At 58.8% G+C, this 19,188-nt stretch carries 17 protein-coding genes; 9 read left to right on the forward strand and 8 right to left on the reverse strand.

Annotated elements, in window-relative coordinates; all coding sequences use genetic code 11:
• The first annotated feature begins 5 nt into the window (after positions 1-5).
• The 5 genes from tcdA (at position 6) to ACPF7Z_RS00975 (ending at position 4,366) form a co-directional block, all read left to right on the forward strand.
• A complete protein-coding gene (tcdA, locus tag ACPF7Z_RS00955; RefSeq protein WP_425191277.1) occupies positions 6-830 on the forward strand; it encodes a tRNA cyclic N6-threonylcarbamoyladenosine(37) synthase TcdA in 825 nt (274 codons plus the stop codon).
• On the forward strand, positions 820-1,053 hold the full coding sequence (locus ACPF7Z_RS00960) for a DUF1653 domain-containing protein (protein WP_425191278.1): 234 nt from the start codon (positions 820-822) through the stop codon (positions 1,051-1,053). The genes tcdA and ACPF7Z_RS00960 overlap by 11 nt, the downstream gene beginning before the upstream one ends.
• A 91-nt stretch (positions 1,054-1,144) precedes the next feature.
• Positions 1,145-2,686 carry a PHB depolymerase family esterase gene (locus ACPF7Z_RS00965; RefSeq protein WP_425191279.1) on the forward strand — a complete coding sequence of 514 codons (1,542 nt, stop codon included), beginning with the start codon at positions 1,145-1,147 and terminating at the stop codon, positions 2,684-2,686.
• A 75-nt stretch (positions 2,687-2,761) separates the two neighbouring features.
• Positions 2,762-3,268 carry a 5-(carboxyamino)imidazole ribonucleotide mutase gene (purE, locus tag ACPF7Z_RS00970; protein WP_425191280.1) on the forward strand — a complete coding sequence of 169 codons (507 nt, stop codon included), beginning with the start codon at positions 2,762-2,764 and terminating at the stop codon, positions 3,266-3,268.
• Positions 3,269-4,366 (forward strand): 5-(carboxyamino)imidazole ribonucleotide synthase, encoded by a 1,098-nt coding sequence (locus ACPF7Z_RS00975; protein WP_425191281.1) that lies wholly within the window; start codon positions 3,269-3,271, stop codon positions 4,364-4,366. It abuts the gene before it with no gap.
• A gap of 91 nt (positions 4,367-4,457) precedes the next feature.
• Here ACPF7Z_RS00975 and bfr read toward each other — a convergent pair whose 3' ends face one another.
• Both bfr and ACPF7Z_RS00985 read right to left on the reverse strand, forming a co-directional pair.
• The gene (bfr, locus tag ACPF7Z_RS00980; RefSeq protein WP_425191282.1) at positions 4,458-4,934 is read right to left on the reverse strand and encodes a bacterioferritin; all 477 of its coding nucleotides are present in this window, start codon (positions 4,932-4,934) and stop codon (positions 4,458-4,460) included.
• Positions 4,935-5,104: 170 nt separating this feature from the next.
• Positions 5,105-5,308, reverse strand: coding sequence for a (2Fe-2S)-binding protein (locus ACPF7Z_RS00985; RefSeq protein WP_425191283.1), 204 nt, complete (start codon positions 5,306-5,308; stop codon positions 5,105-5,107).
• A 352-nt stretch (positions 5,309-5,660) separates the two neighbouring features.
• On the opposite strand from ACPF7Z_RS00985, the gene ACPF7Z_RS00990 reads away from it, so the two are divergent.
• Positions 5,661-6,455 (forward strand): hypothetical protein, encoded by a 795-nt coding sequence (locus ACPF7Z_RS00990; protein ID WP_425191284.1) that lies wholly within the window; start codon positions 5,661-5,663, stop codon positions 6,453-6,455.
• On the opposite strand, the gene ACPF7Z_RS00995 is transcribed toward ACPF7Z_RS00990, so the two are convergent.
• The 3 genes from ACPF7Z_RS00995 to lptF form a co-directional block, all read right to left on the reverse strand.
• Positions 6,350-6,802: an RDD family protein gene (locus ACPF7Z_RS00995; RefSeq protein ID WP_425191285.1), complete on the reverse strand. Its 453-nt coding sequence runs from the start codon at positions 6,800-6,802 to the stop codon at positions 6,350-6,352. The genes ACPF7Z_RS00990 and ACPF7Z_RS00995 overlap by 106 nt on opposite strands.
• Positions 6,803-6,967: 165 nt before the next feature.
• Positions 6,968-8,032, reverse strand: a complete 1,065-nt coding sequence (lptG, locus tag ACPF7Z_RS01000; protein ID WP_425191286.1) for an LPS export ABC transporter permease LptG — start codon at positions 8,030-8,032, stop codon at positions 6,968-6,970.
• Positions 8,032-9,111 carry an LPS export ABC transporter permease LptF gene (gene lptF, locus ACPF7Z_RS01005; RefSeq protein WP_425191287.1) on the reverse strand — a complete coding sequence of 360 codons (1,080 nt, stop codon included), beginning with the start codon at positions 9,109-9,111 and terminating at the stop codon, positions 8,032-8,034. The genes lptG and lptF overlap by 1 nt, the downstream gene beginning before the upstream one ends.
• Positions 9,112-9,317: 206 nt before the next feature.
• Between lptF and ACPF7Z_RS01010 the strand changes: the two genes are divergently transcribed.
• The gene (locus ACPF7Z_RS01010; protein ID WP_425191288.1) at positions 9,318-10,835 is read left to right on the forward strand and encodes a leucyl aminopeptidase; all 1,518 of its coding nucleotides are present in this window, start codon (positions 9,318-9,320) and stop codon (positions 10,833-10,835) included.
• Positions 10,836-11,045: 210 nt separating this feature from the next.
• The gene (locus ACPF7Z_RS01015; protein ID WP_425191289.1) at positions 11,046-11,471 is read left to right on the forward strand and encodes a DNA polymerase III subunit chi; all 426 of its coding nucleotides are present in this window, start codon (positions 11,046-11,048) and stop codon (positions 11,469-11,471) included.
• Here ACPF7Z_RS01015 and ACPF7Z_RS01020 read toward each other — a convergent pair.
• Positions 11,449-14,349 carry an ATP-binding protein gene (locus ACPF7Z_RS01020; protein WP_425191290.1) on the reverse strand — a complete coding sequence of 967 codons (2,901 nt, stop codon included), beginning with the start codon at positions 14,347-14,349 and terminating at the stop codon, positions 11,449-11,451. The two genes, ACPF7Z_RS01015 and ACPF7Z_RS01020, sit on opposite strands and share 23 nt — an antisense overlap.
• Before the next feature lie 183 nt (positions 14,350-14,532).
• Here ACPF7Z_RS01020 and ACPF7Z_RS01025 point away from each other — a divergent pair, with 183 nt between their 5' ends.
• On the forward strand, positions 14,533-17,499 hold the full coding sequence (locus ACPF7Z_RS01025) for a valine--tRNA ligase (protein ID WP_425191291.1): 2,967 nt from the start codon (positions 14,533-14,535) through the stop codon (positions 17,497-17,499).
• Positions 17,500-17,578: 79 nt separating this feature from the next.
• Here the strand turns inward: ACPF7Z_RS01025 and ACPF7Z_RS01030 are convergent, their stop codons facing one another.
• Together ACPF7Z_RS01030 and ACPF7Z_RS01035 are read right to left on the reverse strand one after the other, a co-directional pair.
• The gene (locus tag ACPF7Z_RS01030) at positions 17,579-18,022 is read right to left on the reverse strand and encodes an META domain-containing protein (RefSeq protein ID WP_425191292.1); all 444 of its coding nucleotides are present in this window, start codon (positions 18,020-18,022) and stop codon (positions 17,579-17,581) included.
• 49 nt (positions 18,023-18,071) lie between these two features.
• Complete coding sequence (locus tag ACPF7Z_RS01035; protein ID WP_425191293.1) at positions 18,072-19,070, reverse strand: GGDEF domain-containing protein; 999 nt, start codon at positions 19,068-19,070, stop codon at positions 18,072-18,074.
• Between the last annotated feature and the right edge of the window lie 118 nt (positions 19,071-19,188).

Consider the following 19,188-nt stretch of genomic DNA (forward strand, 5'->3'; position numbering starts at 1 on the left):
CCCTCATGAACACCTTTGAACCCGCCCCCATCGCCGACGATTATAGGGTTCGTTTCGGCGGTATTCGCCGCCTTTACGGCGCTCGGGCCGCAGAACGCTTTCGTCGAGCCCATGTCGTCGTGGCGGGTGTCGGAGGCGTCGGCAGCTGGGCGGTGGAAGCCCTGGCCCGCGCCGGTATCGGCAAACTGACGCTCATCGATCTCGACGATGTCTGTGTTTCCAATATCAACCGCCAGTTGCATGCCCTGGAGGGCACCATCGGCCGGCCCAAGGTCGAGGTACTGGCGGAGCGTTGCCGGGCCATCAATCCCGATATCGAAGTAGTCGCCGACAGTGCTTTCGTCACGCCGAACAACCTCGCCGAGCGCATCCCCGAGAATGCGGACCATGTCATCGATGCCATCGATAGTGTGATTGCCAAGGCGGCATTGATCGCCTGGTGCACGCGCCGCAAGATCCGGCTCACCGTCACCGGCGCCGCCGGCGGTCAGACCGATCCTACTCGCATCCGCGTCGCCGATCTGACCCGCACGGAGCACGACCCGCTATTGGCCAAGGTGCGCTCCCGGTTGCGTCGAGATTTTGGCTTCTCGCGCAACCCGAAAAGACGCTTCGGTGTGGAATGCGTCTATTCTGATGAACAACTGGTCTATCCGGGCAGCGACGGCGAGGTCTGCCTGCAGAAACCCGGTTCTGGCGAAGCCACCCGGCTCGATTGCGCCAGCGGCTTCGGCGCGGCAACCTTCGTCACCGGCAGCTTCGGCTTCGTTGCCGCTTCTCGTGCGATGGCACGCCTGGCCGCTTTTCAGGAGTCTTCCGATGATCCATGAACATCCCCGTCCGGTGCCGGGCATCTATCGTCATTACAAAGGGCAGAGCTACGAAGTCATCGGGCTTGCCCATCATAGCGAAACCGAAGAGCCCCTGGTGGTCTATCGTGCGCTGTATGGCGATTACGGCCTGTGGGTGCGCCCGCTTGCCATGTTCGGCGAGACCGTTGAGGTCCAGGGCGAACCCCTGCCACGCTTCGAGCTGGAAGTGGCCTTTAAGTAGCCCCTCAGCCGTGACGACGAGCATGAGCTGGCATGCTCGTGAAAAAACGACGATGCTGAAGGCTGACTATCGCAGCTCTCAAGGATGATTTATGCCTGCGCTTTCCTTCACCCGATTGGTTCGCGACCTGATCGCGATCCTGGTACTGCTTCTCAGCGCCTCGGTTCAGGCCGGCACCATCACCAGTGCCACCCTGGATGCTCAAGGCTATCCGGGCTCCCGGGAGCGCAATTATCAAGTCTACGTGCCCGATAATCTTACCCGGCCCGCTCCCCTGGTCATGGCACTGCATGGCTGCCAGCAAACCCAAGCCGATGTACTTGATGACTGGGGCCTCAAAGCAGCGGCGGACCGCTACGGATTCATTCTGGTCGCACCGTTCATCACTAGTTACGACGGGCTACGCAATACCAATTGCTGGGGCTTCTGGCTGGATCAGCATCAACAGGAGGGCATGGGAGAACCCGAGGATCTGCATCAGATCGCCCTGGCCGTGGAACGCGACTTTGCCATTGATCCCGAGCGACGCTATATCACCGGGCTCTCTTCCGGTGGCGCCATGACGGTGGTGGCCGCCATCACCCACAACGAATACTGGGCCGCTGCAGCCAGCGCTGCGGGATTGCCCTATGGCGAGGATGCCGCCTCGGTGTCGCTATCCGGACAGTGCCCCGGATTTGCTACCTTTCATCCGGTAAGTCAAGTGGTCGGCGATATGCGTGGTGAGCTCGACGACGACTATGCCATTCCGCTACTGGTATTGCAGAACAACGACGACTGCACGGTGATTCAACCTGCTGGGCGCAATCTGAGGGATGCGCAGCTTGCAGTGTTCGGCGATGAAAGCCACGACACTCCCAACGAGGCACTCGCATCACAGAAGGCCTGCCAACCGTTCCATGAACAGGATTATGCCTGTCGCCAGTCCCGCTATACCGTGAACAGCGAGCCGACCAGTCGGTCGCTGGTGGAAACAGTCTTCTATGACGGCCCCCTGGCCACGCCTAGCCCCGCGGACACTGATAAGGGCCATTACTGGATCGGCGGCGAAAGCGGCAATCAAGGCCGGTGGGCAATACGCCAGGGGCCCAGCTATCCCGACATCATCTGGGACTTTTTTGAACGTCACCCACGCAATGCTTCATCGCCCCCAGGCGCCCCAAGGATCGTACTCAACGGTGCAAACCCACTGTTGGTACCGTTGAACGCCTCCTACGACGACCCGGGCGCGAGCGCCGAGGACACCGAGGATGGCGAAGTGCCCGTCACTACCGATTGCAGCCAGATAGATACCTCTCGGCTCGGCGACTACGCCTGTGCCTACTCTGCCACCGACAGCGATGGCAACACCACGACCGCTCAGCGCACCGTGCGTGTGTTCGACCCTCAGACACCGAGCGAAACCTGTGCCAGTGTCACCGCCTCACCGCGTGGGCATATCAATGCCGGCCGCGCCGTCGCCGGGGGGTTCTTCGGCCTTCGGGCGTTTGCGAAAGCCGATCGCCGGGACATTGGCTTCGCCTACGATACCTGGTCAAGCGTGACACTCCATGAGGGAGAGCCGGGGCAGTGGTACTTATTACGGCCAGACGCATGTCGCGAGGCTCGAGGTGCCACTGGGGGGAACGGCTGATATACTGCGGCGCTTCTTTCAATGGCCACGCCGACAACCCCGGCCAGCGTTTCGAAAGCGGCAAGCGGAGGACGAATGAGCATACGGGTAGGTGTCATCATGGGATCGAAATCGGACTGGGCGACCATGCGCCATACCGCCGAGACCCTGGAACAACTGGGAATCGAACATGAGGTCAAGGTTGTGTCCGCTCATCGTACCCCGGATCTTCTATTCGATTATGCCGCCGGCGCCATCGATCGCGGCCTCGAAGTCATCATCGCCGGCGCCGGTGGTGCGGCCCATCTACCTGGCATGGCTGCGGCCAAGACCAGCCTGCCGGTGCTGGGTGTCCCGGTACAGTCGAGCATGCTCAGCGGTGTCGATTCCTTGCTGTCGATCGTGCAAATGCCCGCCGGCATCCCTACCGGCACCCTGGCCATTGGCCGTGCCGGCGCCATCAACGCCGCCCTGCTTGCCGCCGCCATGCTCGGCAACAAGTATCCCGAGGTGCGAGGAGCACTCGAGCATTATCGCGCCGAACAGACTCGCCAGGTGCTGGATCAGCCCGACCCCAGCCAACAGGATTCACCGGAGGCCTGAATGATGCATATCGGTATCGTCGGTGGCGGCCAGTTGGGCCGCATGATGGCCGAAGCGGGAGCGGGCTTCGATGCCCGCTTCACTTTTCTAGATCCCTCGGACTCGCCCTGCGCGGCCCTTCACGGCCGTCATATCCAGGCGGATTGGAACGACAATGCCGCTCACGAACGGCTCGTCGTCGATAGCGATGTGGTGACCTTCGAATTCGAGAATATCGCCGCCGAGGTCGTGACCCGACTGGCCGAGGATCGTCCCGCCTTTCCTCCCGCCAAGGCCCTGGCAACCGCCCAGGATCGCTGGGCCGAGAAGTCACTGTTTCGCTCATTGGACATTCCGCTGCCGCCGGTGGCCAAGATCGACAACCAGACCGATCTTGATGCGGCAGTCGCCGAGATCGGCCTGCCCGCAGTGATCAAGACGCGAACTCTGGGCTACGATGGCAAGGGCCAGAAGTTACTGCGCGAACCCGATGATGTGACCGATGCCTTTGCCGAATTGGGCGCAGTCCCCTTGGTACTCGAGGGCTTCGTCGATTTCGACCACGAGGTTTCAGTGATCGCGGTGCGGGGTAACGATGGGGAAACCCGGGTATGGCCACTGGTACGCAATGAACATCGCCAGGGCATGTTGCACTGCTCCATCCCGGAGCCGGGTCACGCGCTGCAGCCCCTAGCCGAGGATTACGCCAACCGGGTGCTCGCGGAACTCGATTATGTCGGGGTCATGGCCTTTGAATTCTTTGTTCAGGATAGTGAGACTCTGCTCGCCAACGAGATCGCCCCTCGTGTCCATAATTCCGGCCACTGGACCATCGAGGGTGCCGTAACCAGCCAATTCGAGAATCATTTACGGGCCATCACCGGCCTACCCCTGGGCTGTGTCGAGCGTCTTGCCCCTTGCGCCATGCTCAATGTGATCGGCGCCCTCCCCGAGCGTGACGCAGTACTCAAGGTACCCGGTACACGCTGGCACGACTACGGCAAGGCGCCGCGCCCCGGTCGCAAGATCGGTCATATCACCGTGCTGGCAGCGAACGAAGCACAGCTCGGCGAACGCATCGCCACCGTGGAGAGGCTGCTGGTCAACGATCTGGGCTGATCTTGTTGTTTCTCAATGAAAGAAGGCGCCTCCTTTCAGGGGGCGCCTTCTTCGTTACCAATCGTGTCAGCGAATTATCCACGATGTCAGGTTATGAGGCTTCGTGCATCTGCTTCTGCAGATAATTCTCGATACCCACCTTGTCGATCAGTCCTAGTTCGGTCTCGAGCATGTCGATGTGCTCTTCCTCGTCATCGAGGATATGCCGGAACAAATCGCGACTGACATAATCGCGCACCTGCTCGCAATGGGTAATGGCTTCGATCAGGTCCTTGCGGCCCTTGTGCTCAGCGGCCAGATCGCTCTCGAGCATTTCACGGGTGTGCTCGCCGATATGCAGTTTGCCAAGATCCTGCAGATTGGGCAGCCCTTCGAGAAAGAGAATGCGCTCGATCAGCTTGTCGGCGTGATTCATCTCCTCGATAGACTCATCGTATTCCCACTTCGCCAGTGCCTTGAGACCCCAGTCCTTGTACATCTTGGCGTGCAGAAAATACTGATTGATCGCTACCAGCTCGTTACCGAGCACGGTATTGAGATGTTCGATGACCTTGGCGTCGCCTTTCATGGGAATCTCCTGACAATTTCTATTGGCGCAGGAAGCGTGCCCACGCTCTTTTTACGCGCAAAGTATCGCTTAAAGTCGAGGAAAAGTCCAACGATGCCAAATAGTTATAGAGACAACATCGCATTCGACAGGTGTTGTCGAATGCCAATGAAAGTGAACATCATTACAGGCTAGACAGCATAGGCCAGTTCGGGGTCGCCAAACATTTCCCGGGCCAGGGCATCCTGGGTGACTGATTTGCCCATACAGGCGCATTTGCCACACTGAGTAGCGCAACCGGTCTGCTCACGCACCTCGCGCCAGCTCCTTGCACCTTCGGCGACCACCTGTTGAATGGTATGGTCGGAAACACGCTTGCATAGACATACATACATGGGATTGCCTCACTATCGCCCTGATAGTGAATGTAAATGATTCGCATAGGGGATTGCAAGTAAAAGTCATCTTATTTTTTCCGCCCAACGCCCTGTCCGCAAGTCTCTGTAAACCGGTCAACAGCGCCTGATCAGACACAAGGCTTTAGGCAACTAATACTCCGAGCAAACGAATAGGCAATTATTACCATCCGAGTATTAGTGATTTAACCGCCTTGAATATTACATTTAATTTCACAAAAACACTCTATTGTTACTTTTATGTAAAAAAGCAACCATGCTCGCTATTCAACGACCCCAGACAAGCTTGGCCTCGCCTGGTCTATGGCAATCTTTTACAAAGGGAAAGGCAATGAACTATCTAGACTTCGATGCGCTCACGAAGCTGGATGCCAAGAAGTTTCAGACTCAGACGCCTTACCCCTGGATCAATCCGCATGGTCTGCTTACGGAAGAAGGCTTCCACGCACTGCAGTCATCGATGCCCGGGGTGGAGCGTTTCGAGAAAAACCTTGGTGAAATGCGCCATCTCGATCAGAGGCCCCACGATCGTCTATTCCTGGAATATACGCCGGACATGGCCCTGTCGCCGCACTGGCATGCCTTCATGGCTGAATTGCAAGGCCTACGTTATCGTCGCTTCATGGCTCGCATACTAGGTACCAATGTATTTCACATGCATTTCCATTGGCACTACACACCGGCAAGCTGCCCGGTGTCACCGCATTGCGGCGATCAGCGCAAAATCGGCTCACACATCTTTTATTTCAATGATGGGGATGACTGGCAACCGGAATGGGGCGGGCAGAACGTCATGCTGAACGATCGCGGACGTTTCGTCACCAATAGCGCACCGGCGTTCGAAGACTTCGATGAGGCCATCGAATCCCGGGCCATGGGCAATTACAGTCTCATCTTTTCGCGCCGCGGAAATTCCTGGCATGGCGTACGGGAAGTCACCTGTCCTCCAGGCCATTATCGCAAGGTCTTCGTTGTGGTCATTCGCGAAGCCAGCCGTTTAAACCGCTTTACCGCCAGGTGTCAGGACGCTCTGCGTCCCGAGCGCTTGGGAAGCACGACCACCCGTGAATTAGAGGCAATGTCCGACCAGCTGCGCTGCTCACTGTCGAACAAGATCCACCAGTAACCCAACCCACCCAGGGCCAACGAAAAGAAAGCGGCAACGAAACGCACCAGACATTGCGGCAGGGTCAACGTATTGCCTTCGACGCTTTGAACTCGCAGACGCCAAGCCTGCATGCCCAGTGTCATGCCGGCGCGCATCCAGAAGAAGGCAAAGAATACGAAGGTCACGATCAGCAAAACGCTATGAAAAAAGGGGCTCTCGATGGCCTCCCCCTCGTTCAGCGCCACGCCCACGAACCCCACCAGCATCCATATCGCCATCAGCACCAGCGAGTCATAGATCATGGCCGCCAAACGACGCAGCAATCCCGCCGGCCACACATCATCCAGATTGGCAAAACACCGCATCTCTTTTCCCTCAACAGTAAACCGTAGTCAAGCCCACGGAGGTCTGTTCACGATTTAGCGAGTTAGAGTCAGACAAGGCAAATTCGGACGAAAACGGACTGGGCTCGCACTCGAGTTCGAATTTAACGAAGTATGACCGACACGCAGCAAATCGTGACTGGCCTCCTAGCCGCTGCGCCGCAGCAAATAAAGCCCCACCCCGATACAGGCCAGTGTTGGCGTCAGTACCGCCCAGACGGGCGAAAAACCAAAGACCATAGACGCGGGCGCCAGCAGATCCTGCAAATACTTGAACGACAAACCGACGATGACGCCGTAGAACACCCGGGTACCGGCAGCCACGGTCCGCAAGGGGCCGAATACAAAAGAGGCCGCCACTAATACCAGTGACGCCATGGTGACCGGCATCAGCATCTTCTGCCAGAAGTACAGCAAGGGCTGAGTGGCGGTCAGTCCTTGATTGCCAAGATAGTTCGCGTAAGCCCACAGCTCGCTGGGCGCCTGGCTTTCCACATCCCGCAGCAGACGGTTAAGCTGCTCAGGAGTAAGGCTAGTGTTCCAGGTCAAGCGGGCGTGTTGCTCGGTTTCGGTACGCTCCTCGAGAAAGCGTGTTACCTCGGCGCCCATCAATACCCAGTGGTCCTCTTCCCAGACCGCCCGCTCCGCGTGAGTGGCCTGCTCGAGACGATAGTCATCGAAACGATAACGGGTCAGATCGATGACCGTATCGTCGGCTCGAATCGCACCAAATCGATAGAAAGAGTCCCCCTCGCGTTGCCAGCCACCACGTTGAGTCAGCACGGCACCCGCACCACTCAGCTGTTCCAGACGCCAGGCCTGGGCAAACTGCTCGCTGCGGGGACTGACGAATTCGGCGATCAGCAACACGGCAACGATTATCAGAAGAATGGGCTTCATCGCACTCCATAGAATACGCATCAAGGAGCGCCCGGAGGCACGCATTACCGTCAGTTCATTGCTGGAGGCCATGCTTCCCAGGCCGATCAAGGCTCCGATCAGCACCGCCACCGGGGCATACTGGTAAAAGCGCCAGGGCATGCGCAGCCCCAGATACAGCAGAACATCGAAGGCGCCGTAGCCACCCTCCACATCCTTCAGATCGTTGATGAAGGCGATGATCAGATCAAGCCCCAGCAGCACCAGCTGGACCACGAGAATGGCCGCCAGTACATTGCGAGCGATATAGCGGTCGAGACGGTCGGCAATCATCAGCGCATTCCCCCCAGTTGCGACCGGCGAGCCAGCCACCAGCCCAGCACCAGATACCCCAGATGAATGGGCCACATACCGATAGTGGCGGACAGCGCCCCCCGTCCGATCGCGTCCAGCGCGGCCAACAGCAGACTCAGATAGCTGATGTGCAGAAAGATCGCCGGCAACAGCTTGGCAAAGCGACCTTGTCGTGGGTTGACCTTGGACAAGGGCAAGGCCAGTAAGGTCAGGATCGGCACCATCAACGGCAGGCTGATGCGCCATTGCAATTGTGCCTGAGCTTCCGGGTCATCAGACGCAATGAGCTCGGCGGTAGTGGCGTACTCAGCGTCGTCGAGCTCACTCATCTCGGTGGCCCGGGAGAGACGCACCGCGTAGGTATCGAACTCCAGACGTTCCGCTTGGGCGAGCCCGGGCTCGACGCTATAGCGTTCTCCCTCGGCGAGCACCAGGAAACGACTCCCCGTTTCCTTGTCGACGGTCTGGTAGCCACTTCTGGCGCGAGTCACCACGGTTTGCGGGGTGTCGTCCTCGCGACGTTGCCGTTCGCTGATGAAGACTTCCTGCATGCGGGTCTGCTTGTCATTCAACCCTTCGATGTAGGCAGTGCGTCCATCCCCGAATTCCTGAAAGCGCCCCGGCGCCAGTGATGAGAAATCCAGGCGGCTTTGCTGCTCTTCGAGCAATATTTCATTATGGCGAGCACCGCTGGATGTCAGCCATAGACTGCAGGATGCCACCAGAACGGTCACCAGTAGCGTCGGCAACATGGTGACTTGCAACAAGCGATTGGGGCTGATGCCACAGGCCACCAATACGGTGATTTCGCTGTTGAGATAGAGCTGCCCATAGGCCAGCAGAATGCCCAGAAAGAACGCCAGCGGAAGAATCAACTCGAGAAACCCGGGCAGATGATAGAGCATCAGGGTACCGAGAATACTTGCCGGAATATCGCCTTCAGCGGCATTGGTGAAGTAGCGAATGAAGCGGCTGCCCATGATGACGAGCAGCAGCACACCGGCCACGGCACTCATGGTGATCAGAATTTCGCGGGTCAAGTAACGAAAGATGATCAAGACTGTCTCCCGGGATAGCGTCCTGGCGCGTGGTAACGTCCATGCAATGGCGCAGTGCTTTGCGTACACTGAGGAGAGTACGGATACGGAGCAGCAAGGAGCAATGCCTTCCCGATACCGTGCCGGCATTATCCAGAATCCTCGGACACTTGTCTCGTTACCGATCAAGTGGCCAGACTAGAAACCCTTTGTTCAGCGGAGACACCATGGAATTCCCTGTCATCACCGTCAAACCGGCCAAGGTCGAGACCGCCTGCCTCGTCGTTCCGGTATTCAAGGATGGCGAGCTGTTGCCGACGGCAGCCAAGATCGATGACGCCAGTGAGCGGCTGATCGGGCAATTGATCGAGCGCGGTGACTTCGATGCCACCCTCGCCAATGTTCAGGTGGTTCCCTTTGCACCAGGGCTGCCCGCGGAGCGCTTGTTACTCGTGGGACTTGGCGAGCGCGCCAAGTGTAACGAGGGCAGCTTTCGCAAGGTGCTCGATGCCACTTTCAAGGCACTTGTACGCCTGCCGATTGACGAAGCCGTGGTCGCTCTGAGCGACGTGCCGGTGCCCGAGCGCGCCAATGACTGGAAGGCCCGCATGATTGCCGAGGCCACCTGGCGTGCCCTGTATCGTTTCGATGACTTCAAATCCGAGCCGGCCCCGGCGTCACGCCTCGAGCGGGTCGGCTTACTGCTCGATGAAAGCGGCGATGCGGCGAGCAGCGAGCGTGGCCTGCGTATCGGTGACGCCTTGGGTGAAGGCATCAATTTCACCCGCACCCTGGGTAATCTGCCAGGCAATGTATGCACACCGCGTTACCTGGCAGAGCAAGCCGAGCAGCTAGGCCAGGCGTCCGCCGGTACCTTGAGTGTGGAAATTCTCGACGAAGAGGCGCTCGAGGCGCTGGGAGCGCGCACGCTGCTCTCCGTCGGTCGAGGGAGTAAAGAACCCTCGCGTTTGATCGTGATGCGCTATCAAGGTGCTGACAACGACCAGGAAGCACCGCACGTATTGGTCGGCAAGGGCATCACCTTCGACAGTGGCGGCATCTCGCTCAAACCCGGCGCGGACATGGACGAGATGAAGTACGACATGTGCGGCGCCGCAAGCGTCTTAGGCACTTTCAAGGCATTGGCTGCCATCAAGCCCAAGCTCAATGTCGTAGGCATCATCGCCGCCGCGGAAAACATGCCGGACGGGCGCGCCACCAAGCCCGGCGACATCATCAAGACCCTCAAGGGTCTGACCGTCGAAGTGCTCAATACCGATGCGGAAGGACGGCTGGTGCTGTGCGATGCCCTGACCTACGCCGAGCGCTTCGAGCCGGCCAGCGTGGTGGACATTGCCACCTTGACCGGCGCCATGGTCATGGCCCTCGGCAATCATGCCACTGGCCTCTTCTCCAACGACGACGATCTGGCATTGGACCTACTCGACGCCGGCGAAACTGCCTGGGATAGGGCCTGGCACATGCCGCTTTGGGACGAGTATCAGAGCCAGTTGGATTCCAACTTCGCCGACCTGGCCAATATCGGCGGACGCCCCGCAGGTGCGGTCACCGCAGCGTGTTATCTATCTCGCTTCGCTGATAAGTACCCTTGGGCGCATCTGGATATCGCCGGCACCGCCTGGATTTCCGGCAAGGAAAAAGGCGCCACGGGCCGCCCGGTGGGACTGCTGACCCAGTATCTGCTGGATCGCGAGCAGGACGCCAAGATCGAAACCGACACGTAATGACCCTTGGGCATCCGCCCCGCGCGGGGGATGCCTGGTTCAACTGGCCGCCAGTTTCTGGAAGCCGGGCTTTGTCTGAGAATTCGGCGAGCGAAGATCAGGCAAGGCAAAAATTATCGAGAGGACGGAGTTTACGGGGTGTAAATGAGTACCTTGAGATAATTTTTAACGCAGCATGATCGAGCGCAGCCAATACTCAGGCATAGCCCCATGACCCAGATCGATTTCTACATCCTCCCTGACACCACCCGCGAGGCGCGGTTCGATTTCGCCTGCAGGCTGATCGAGACCATCTACCGCAAGGGCTATCGACTGCATGTGCACGTGACGGATGAGCAGGAGGCGCAATTCATTGATGAACGGTTATGGACCTTTCGGCCTGACAGCTATGTGCCACACGCCATCCTGGGGAGCGATCTCGACAAGACTCCCGTGACCATCGACTGGCGCGAGGCTCCGGAGCCTGGCATCGAGGCAATGCTGAACCTGAATCCGGGCATTCCCGAGTGGTTCTCGCGCTTCGAGCGAGTCGCCGAGATCATCAATCAACATCAGGACGTGTTGAGCGCCAAACGTGACTGCTGGCAGACCTACAAGCGTCGCGGCTATCCGGTCAAGGCGCATCATCTGAGCTAGTCGCGCCGGCCTGCTGCAACGCCGACCACACCCTCTCTATCCGCGGTGGCGGTTGCCATTGGGCATGGAATCCCTCTGGCAAGGGCAATGGCCCAATCCAGTAGCCATACACTGATTGCGTCTTCAGCACACGCTGACAGCGGCGCAACAGTTCCGTGGCCTTATCAATGCCCACGCTCGCATCGCAGACCAGTAACTGTGGCGGCTGCTCATTGATCAAGCGCAGCGCTCGGGAGTAGCGACCCGTGCTTACTAAGGAGAGGCCATCGAGCTTCTCGGCCAATACCTCCATGCGAATACGGGTCTTTTCATCCCCGCTGATCAACAGCAAGGTCAGTGGACGCGCCAGTCGTGCCTGAACGGGCAGGGCCTGAACCACAGCGGCTTGGTGCGCCTGCACGTCTACCCGAGGCAGCCAGACCTGAAAACGGCTGCCTTGACCTGGATGACTGAATACCTCGATATGACCCTGCATGCGGCGCACAAGCTCAAGGCATAGCGCCAGTCCCAGTCCGGTTCCCTTGATGTCACTATGCTCCATTCCCAGACGGGCGAAGGGCAGAAACAGATCGTCCCGGACATCCTCGGCAATGCCCTGCCCGTTATCCGCCACCTCCAGACACACACTATCCGCCTCGGTCCAGGTCGATAGCCTGACCCAGCCACCGGGACGATTGTACTTGATGGCATTGTCGATCAGGTTTTGAAGTATCTGGTCGAGCCGCTGGCGATCAGCCAATACCCAGCTACTCTGAATCGCCGTCGCGAGTTCGAGCTGAATCCCGCCTTGGGAGGCGCGGATTCTCGAATGACTCACATTACGCTGCAAACACCGCAGCGCCGATTGTGCTTCGCACTCGAGGGCCATTTCGCCGGACTCGAGATTGGCCAGTTGCAGCACATCCTTGAGCAACTCATCAAGCCGTTCCGCCGCCCGCACCACTTCATCGAGATAATGCTGGGTCTGGGAGTCGAACCGGGACGCATCCTTGTCCTGTAGCAGATCGGTGAAGCCAATGATGATACCCAAGGGGGTGCGCAGTTCATGGCTGACCCGGGAAAACAGCCGCGATTGCGCGCGCTGTGCCCACCTGGCCTCGTCCCGTGCACGCTCCAGCTCACTCGTCGTATGCTTGCGTTGATGGATATCCAACACGACGCCGGTGGCATAAAGCGCCTCGCCGCTTTCGTTGCGACGGAGCACACTGCCCCGGGTCAGTACCCATAGCCAACGCCCGTCCGCCACTCGCAGACGCATCTCCACCTCACCTACCGTCATCTTTCTGGCCATTACGCGGCGACGCTGAGATTCGAAGCGAGGCAAGTCCTCGGGATGAATACAGGCCTGAAAGCTCGCCAAGGGAAGTGCCACCAACGGCACCAGCCCAAGCAGTTGGAACATGCTGTCGTGCATCATCAAACGGTCATTGAGGATATCGTACTCCCACACGCTTCCCCCACTGGCGTCCAATGCCAAGCGTAGACGCTCCTTCTCCGCAGCCAATGTGCCGAGGGCTCTTTCGCGCTCACGACTGGCGTCGACCAACGCATCGCCTATGTCATCGAACTCGCGCAATTGAAATTGAGGCTTGTTCATACTGCGCTGGGTGCCGAACGCCGCGGCCATGGACTGTAATTGCTGCAAAGGATCGACCAGCATGCGGTTCAAAGTGACCGTGCGCCGACGAATGATCACCAGGGTCACGAGATAAAACAGCAGCAGCCCCGCCAGCATCCAGATACCCAACTCGCGGAAGGAACGCCCCAGGGAGTCGCCGGTCACGAAGGCAGAGTTTTCATCGATGATCGCCAGCAGCGTCCAATCCACACCTTCGAGCTCACGCCAGGCCAATAGACGAGCCTCTCCCGCCATCGCTATGTGTCGGCTTCCCGAGGCTTCGGCAAGGATGTCACCGATGATCGATGCATCGCTCAGTCGCAACAGATTGACGGGGTGTGAGCTAATGCTGGTTCCCGGCTCGACGCCGTTCGCCGACTCGGCCTCCTGAAACAGTTGCACAAAGTCGTGCTGATCTGCCGGGGGCAATGCGAGCACCTGACCATCGCGTCCGATCAGCACGGCATACCCTGACCAAGGCAGCTCCATGGACAACAGCCTGTCCGTCAGTTCCTTGAGAGTGATGTCCACACCGGCAACCCCTTCGAGAAAATCGCCGCGATAGATCGGTGCCACAAGAGAAATCATCCAGCCACTCCCGGCCGGATCGATATACGCCTCGGTCCACACCGGTTGGCGTTCAGGATTGTTGCGCGCATCCGCCAGAAAGTAGAAATTGAACGAGGGAATATCCATGTGGCTGTCGTAGGTGGCTCGGGCATCGAACCAGGGCCACAGCCGGTTATAACTATCGAAGGTATTGATATACACCTGACGCAGACGTGGATCACCTTCGACCAATTGCTGCATGAGAGGATCAAGCGCTGCCAACTGGGCGACCTTGCGATAATCGCGCAGCGCCTCCGGGGTCAATGCGGAATAATAAGAAGCCGCTCGGCCATCATCCATCGGCGTGTAGTAAACGCCATTTGCCTCGTGCCGATGCCGACGAGTTTCCTCCACGAGTCGCTGTGAATCTACCGGCTGATTCAGTGCGCGGCGTGCCGCATCGGCCAGTAATGCCCCCTGCCGCTCCCAGCTTTTCAAATCCGCTTGCATCAAGCGCGATTCACGCTCCAATACCTGGCTCAACAGGGTGCTGGACTCTTTCTCCAGCAAGTCGACCTGGTGGGCGTACATCAGCTTGTAGGTCACCAGATACATGACGATCACCCCTGCAGCCACCAACAGCAGAGGGACCAGCAATGTCCTGCTCATCGCGCGCCACAACCAGCGGCGTGTATCCAGCGTCTTGCCCATAAGCCTTCGTTCCTACTCGTTCGAAGGGCCATACTAACCTAGCCGGCTGGCCTTTGTGCCACTGGGGAATACCCGCAAGCCTTCATGACGTTGGCGATTTGCGCCGGTATAATCCCAGCCATTTCGGCATTTCATACGTTCGCCATACTCTGGGCGAACGCCACCTTTCAAACCGAGCGATCCATGGACAAGACGTACCAACCCGAGCAGATTGAAAGGCGCTGGTATCAGCGCTGGGAAGCCGACCATCGCTTCGCCCCTTCCGGTGAAGGCGCACCCTACTCGATCATGATTCCGCCGCCTAACGTCACCGGCAGCCTGCATATGGGTCATGCGTTCCAGGACACCATCATGGATACCCTGGTCCGCTGGCGACGCATGCAGGGCCACAATACCCTGTGGCAGATCGGCACCGATCACGCCGGTATCGCCACCCAGATGCTGGTCGAGCGCAAGCTGGCCGCGGAAACCGGGCAGAGTCGTCATGACCTGGGCCGTGATGCCTTCATCGACAAGGTATGGGAGTGGAAGGCCGAATCCGGCGACCATATCACCCGCCAGCTGAGACGCATGGGCGCCAGCGTGGACTGGAGCCGCGAGCGCTTCACCATGGACGACGGCTTCTACAAGGCGGTGCAGGAAGTCTTCGTTCGCCTGTTCGATGAGGGGGTAATCTATCGCGGCAAGCGTCTGGTCAATTGGGACCCGAAGCTCGAGACCGCCATTTCCGATCTCGAGGTGGAAAATGTCGAGATCGACGGCCACATGTGGCATTTCAAGTACCCGCTGGCGGGCGGTGAAACCTACGAGTACATCGAGAAGGACAGGGACGGCAACGTTACCCTGCGCGAGACGCGGGATTACATTTCCATCGCCACCACTCGCCCCGAGACGATGCTGGGCGACGGCGCCGTCGCCGTCCATCCCTCCGACGAGCGCTACGCGCCCTTGGTCGGCAAGCTGTGCGAGATCCCGGTTGGGCCAAAAGAGCATCGGCGCCTGATTCCCATCATCACCGACGACTATCCCGATCCCGATTTTGGCTCCGGCGCCGTCAAGATCACCGGCGCTCACGACTTCAACGACTATGCCGTGGCGCAGCGAAACGGCATCCCACTGTACAACCTGATGGACCGCAAGGCCCGGATGCGTACCGACGGGCTATCTTATGAGGCCAGCGCGGAATTCGCCACCCGCGCCGCCCGGGGTGAAGACGTGGGCGACGTGTCCGACGTCAATCTGGTACCCGAATCATTGCGCGGACTCGACCGCTTCGAGGCACGCCAGCGCGTGGTCGAGGCCATCACAGCTGAAGGGCTGGCGGTGACCCAGCAAGGCGAGGATGGCACGGCGCAACCGCTGGTCGAGAACAAGAAGATCATGCAGCCCTTCGGCGACCGCTCTCAGGTAGTCATCGAACCCTATCTCACCGATCAATGGTTCGTGGCAGTGGAGTCCTTGGCCAAACCCGCCATCGAAGCCGTCGAAAATGGCGATATTCAGTTCGTGCCTAGGAACTACGAGAACATGTACTTCGCCTGGATGCGCGATCTGCAGGACTGGTGCATCTCACGCCAGCTCTGGTGGGGGCATCGCATTCCCGCCTGGTACGACCCGGAAGGCAACGTCTTCGTGGCCCGCACGGAAGCCGAGGCCCGCGAAAAATATGACCTCCCCCCCGGCATCCCGCTAAACCAGGACGAGGATGTGCTGGATACCTGGTTCAGCTCCGGACTCTGGACCTTCGGCACTCTGGGCTGGCCGGAAGACACGCCGGAGCTCGCGACCTTCCACCCCACCAGCGTGCTGGTCACCGGCTTCGACATCATCTTCTTCTGGGTCGCGCGGATGATCATGATGACCCTCAAGTTCACCGGCGAAGTGCCCTTCAGAAGGGTCTACGTGCACGGCCTGGTGCGCGACGCCCAGGGCCAGAAGATGTCCAAATCCAAGGGTAATGTGCTCGACCCCATCGACTTGATCGACGGCATCGACCTGGACACCTTGATGGACAAGCGCACCGGCAACATGATGCAGCCACAGAAGGCCAAGGCCATCGCCAAGGCGACCCGGAACGAGTTCCCTGACGGCATCGAGCCCCACGGCACCGATGCGCTGCGCTATACCTTCCTGTCGCTGGCCACTACCGGTCGCGACGTCAAGTTCGACATGGGGCGTCTCGACGGCTTCCGCAACTTCTGCAACAAGCTGTGGAATGCCTCGCGCTACGTGCTGATGAACACCGAGGAGGCGGATGTGGGCCTGACGGACAGCGATATCGAACTGTCCCTGGCGGATCGCTGGATCGTATCGACGCTGCAGCAGACCGAAGCCCAGGTCACCCGGGCCCTGGAAGAGTTCCGTTTCGATCATGCCTCTCAGGCCCTCTACGAGTTCGTCTGGAACGAGTATTGCGATTGGTACCTGGAACTCTCCAAGCCGGTGCTATGGGACGAAAATGCCTCCGATGAGGCCAAGCGCGGTACCCGGCGAACGCTGGTGCGTGTGCTCGAGGCCATACTGCGTCTGGCTCATCCGATGATGCCCTTCATCACCGAAGAGATCTGGCAGCGCGTGGCGCCCCTGGCCGGAAAAGCCAAGGATGATGGCAACGAATCGATCATGAACCAGCCTTGGCCTCGGTCCGAGATGGACAAGATCGACGAGCAGGCCGAGCGGGATATCGAGTGGCTCAAGGGCGTGATCGTAGCCGTACGCAACGTGCGGGCCGAAATGAACATCGCCCCGGGCAAGCTGCTCGATGTGCTGCTGACCAAGGGCGGCGAGAGCGATCACCGGCGCTTGGAAAACAACCGTCATTTCCTCGCCAAGCTGGCCAAGCTGCAAAGCGTCGAGTGGCTCGACAATCCAGCTCAGGCGCCGCTATCGGCGACCCAGCGGGTCGGCGACATGGAGGTGCTGGTGCCCATGGCCGATTTGATCGACAAGGAAACCGAACTCGCTCGACTGACCAAGGAAATGGACAAGCAGGACAAGTTCATTACCGGAGTGGAGCGAAAGCTTTCCAACGAAAGCTTCATCGCCAAGGCCCCCGCCGAGGTGGTCGACAAGGAGCGCGCCAAGTTGGCGGAGGCGCAGGCAAACCGTGCAGTATTGGCCGATCAGCACGCCAAGATCAACGCGCTGTAAAAAGGTGCTTTGTCATGCAAGAGGCTCGTCACCCGGCCGCTCAGGACGATGGCGAGCCTCCTGACACCTGCTTTACCGACTATTTCTGACGCTTGAAGCCCGCCAGTACATGGCCGTCGCGACCCATCAAGACCAACCGATCGTGGTCGATCAAATAGCGGTGTGCCTGGGAAAGTAGATGACTCACCTGGGTCGACTGCGCCAGACCAGGGCAGGCCATGCGAGTGCTGATGACCTCGGAGATAGCGATGCGATTGCCCTCCCCCAGCTCCGCCTTGCCCATGAGGCGATTGCAGCCGTCACTGCCGCTGAGCCTCAATGTATCGCCTTCCGGCTGTAATTCGAAATAGGCAGCCGCCTCTCCTTGCCAGGGCTGGTCCGTGCCCAGCAGTGTCAATGTCCAGCGCGGCCCTACTATTGGCAACGTCGCCTGTGCTGTGTCGGCTCCGTTATTGACTGACGGCGATGCACCACAACCGCCCAGCAGAACCATCGACAGCAGCAGTGCTACCCATAAGCGCATCCTTGTCTCTCCCTACGAATTCGAGTGATATGTGTTCTCAACGTGAGTGTCAAAGCTCGTCAGTGGACTCAGGGCCAGTGAACACCTCACCACGCACCATGATACCGAAGGATTCCCCTCCTTCGGCTATCATTTGATCACGTCCCGAGAATTTTGCCAGATACAGGCGTCGATCTGCCAAATCGATCACGTCATCCAACGCCTGTTCCTCATGGGACAATGAAAGGCCCATGGAAAGAGTCACCGTCAATGTCTGCCTACCCAGACGACAGGGGTGATTGGCCAGTTGCTCTCGCAAGCGAGACGCGATACCCACGGCTTCATCGAAGCGGGCATCGGGAAGCAGGATCAAAAACTCCTCGCCCCCTACGCGTCCAATACAATCTCTATCGCGCAAGGCCTGTTGCAATAGCTGCGCAATATGGCGCAGCACCTTGTCACCGGCACTATGGCCGTAGTTGTCATTGACCTGCTTGAAATGATCGGCATCGATAAGCAGCAAGGCAAAAGGGCGCTCCTGATGCCACAAAGTATCGGCGCGTTCGATGATGGCACGCCGATTGAACACCCCGGTCAACGAATCCCGGTAGGCATCGCTCAGGAAGCGTCGCTCATTGGTCTCTGTCACGATGTAGACCTGTAACGCGATGAAGGTAATCAGGATGAAGGTGACCATCAGGTTAAAGGCATGCAGCATTTCGCGTGCCGGCTCACCGAGTGACCACTCACCCCAGAGTCCGAACAGCCACTGCAGCATGGCCAAAAACATGCCCAGCAACACACCGCTGAGCATCATCTTGTAGCGACGATGCAGATCGCTGATCACGATTTCGAACAAAATGATGAAGGAATAATATTCAAAGCCGATATCGTTTCCCAGCAGCATACCGGCGACCACGATCAGCACAAAAGCGCTGGTGAGCTTGATCAGTAGCGCCGGCACTAGCCAGCCATGTCGATGAAGACCAATTGCCAACAGATTGACGCCGATACACAGAAGATTGAGTGCGGTCAGTACAGGAATATCGACCCATAGAAAGATGGGCATGAAGAGCACATGAACCGTCGTCACGAAAAGATAAGTGCGCGCGAATATCTGAAAACTACGGCGTCGCTCTGGGGCTAGATTGAACGACGGTGACAAGACACGCCTATCGAGAAATCGC

It is taken from the genome of Halomonas sp. GXIMD04776 (assembly GCF_049808615.1).
Taxonomy (GTDB): domain Bacteria; phylum Pseudomonadota; class Gammaproteobacteria; order Pseudomonadales; family Halomonadaceae; genus Modicisalibacter.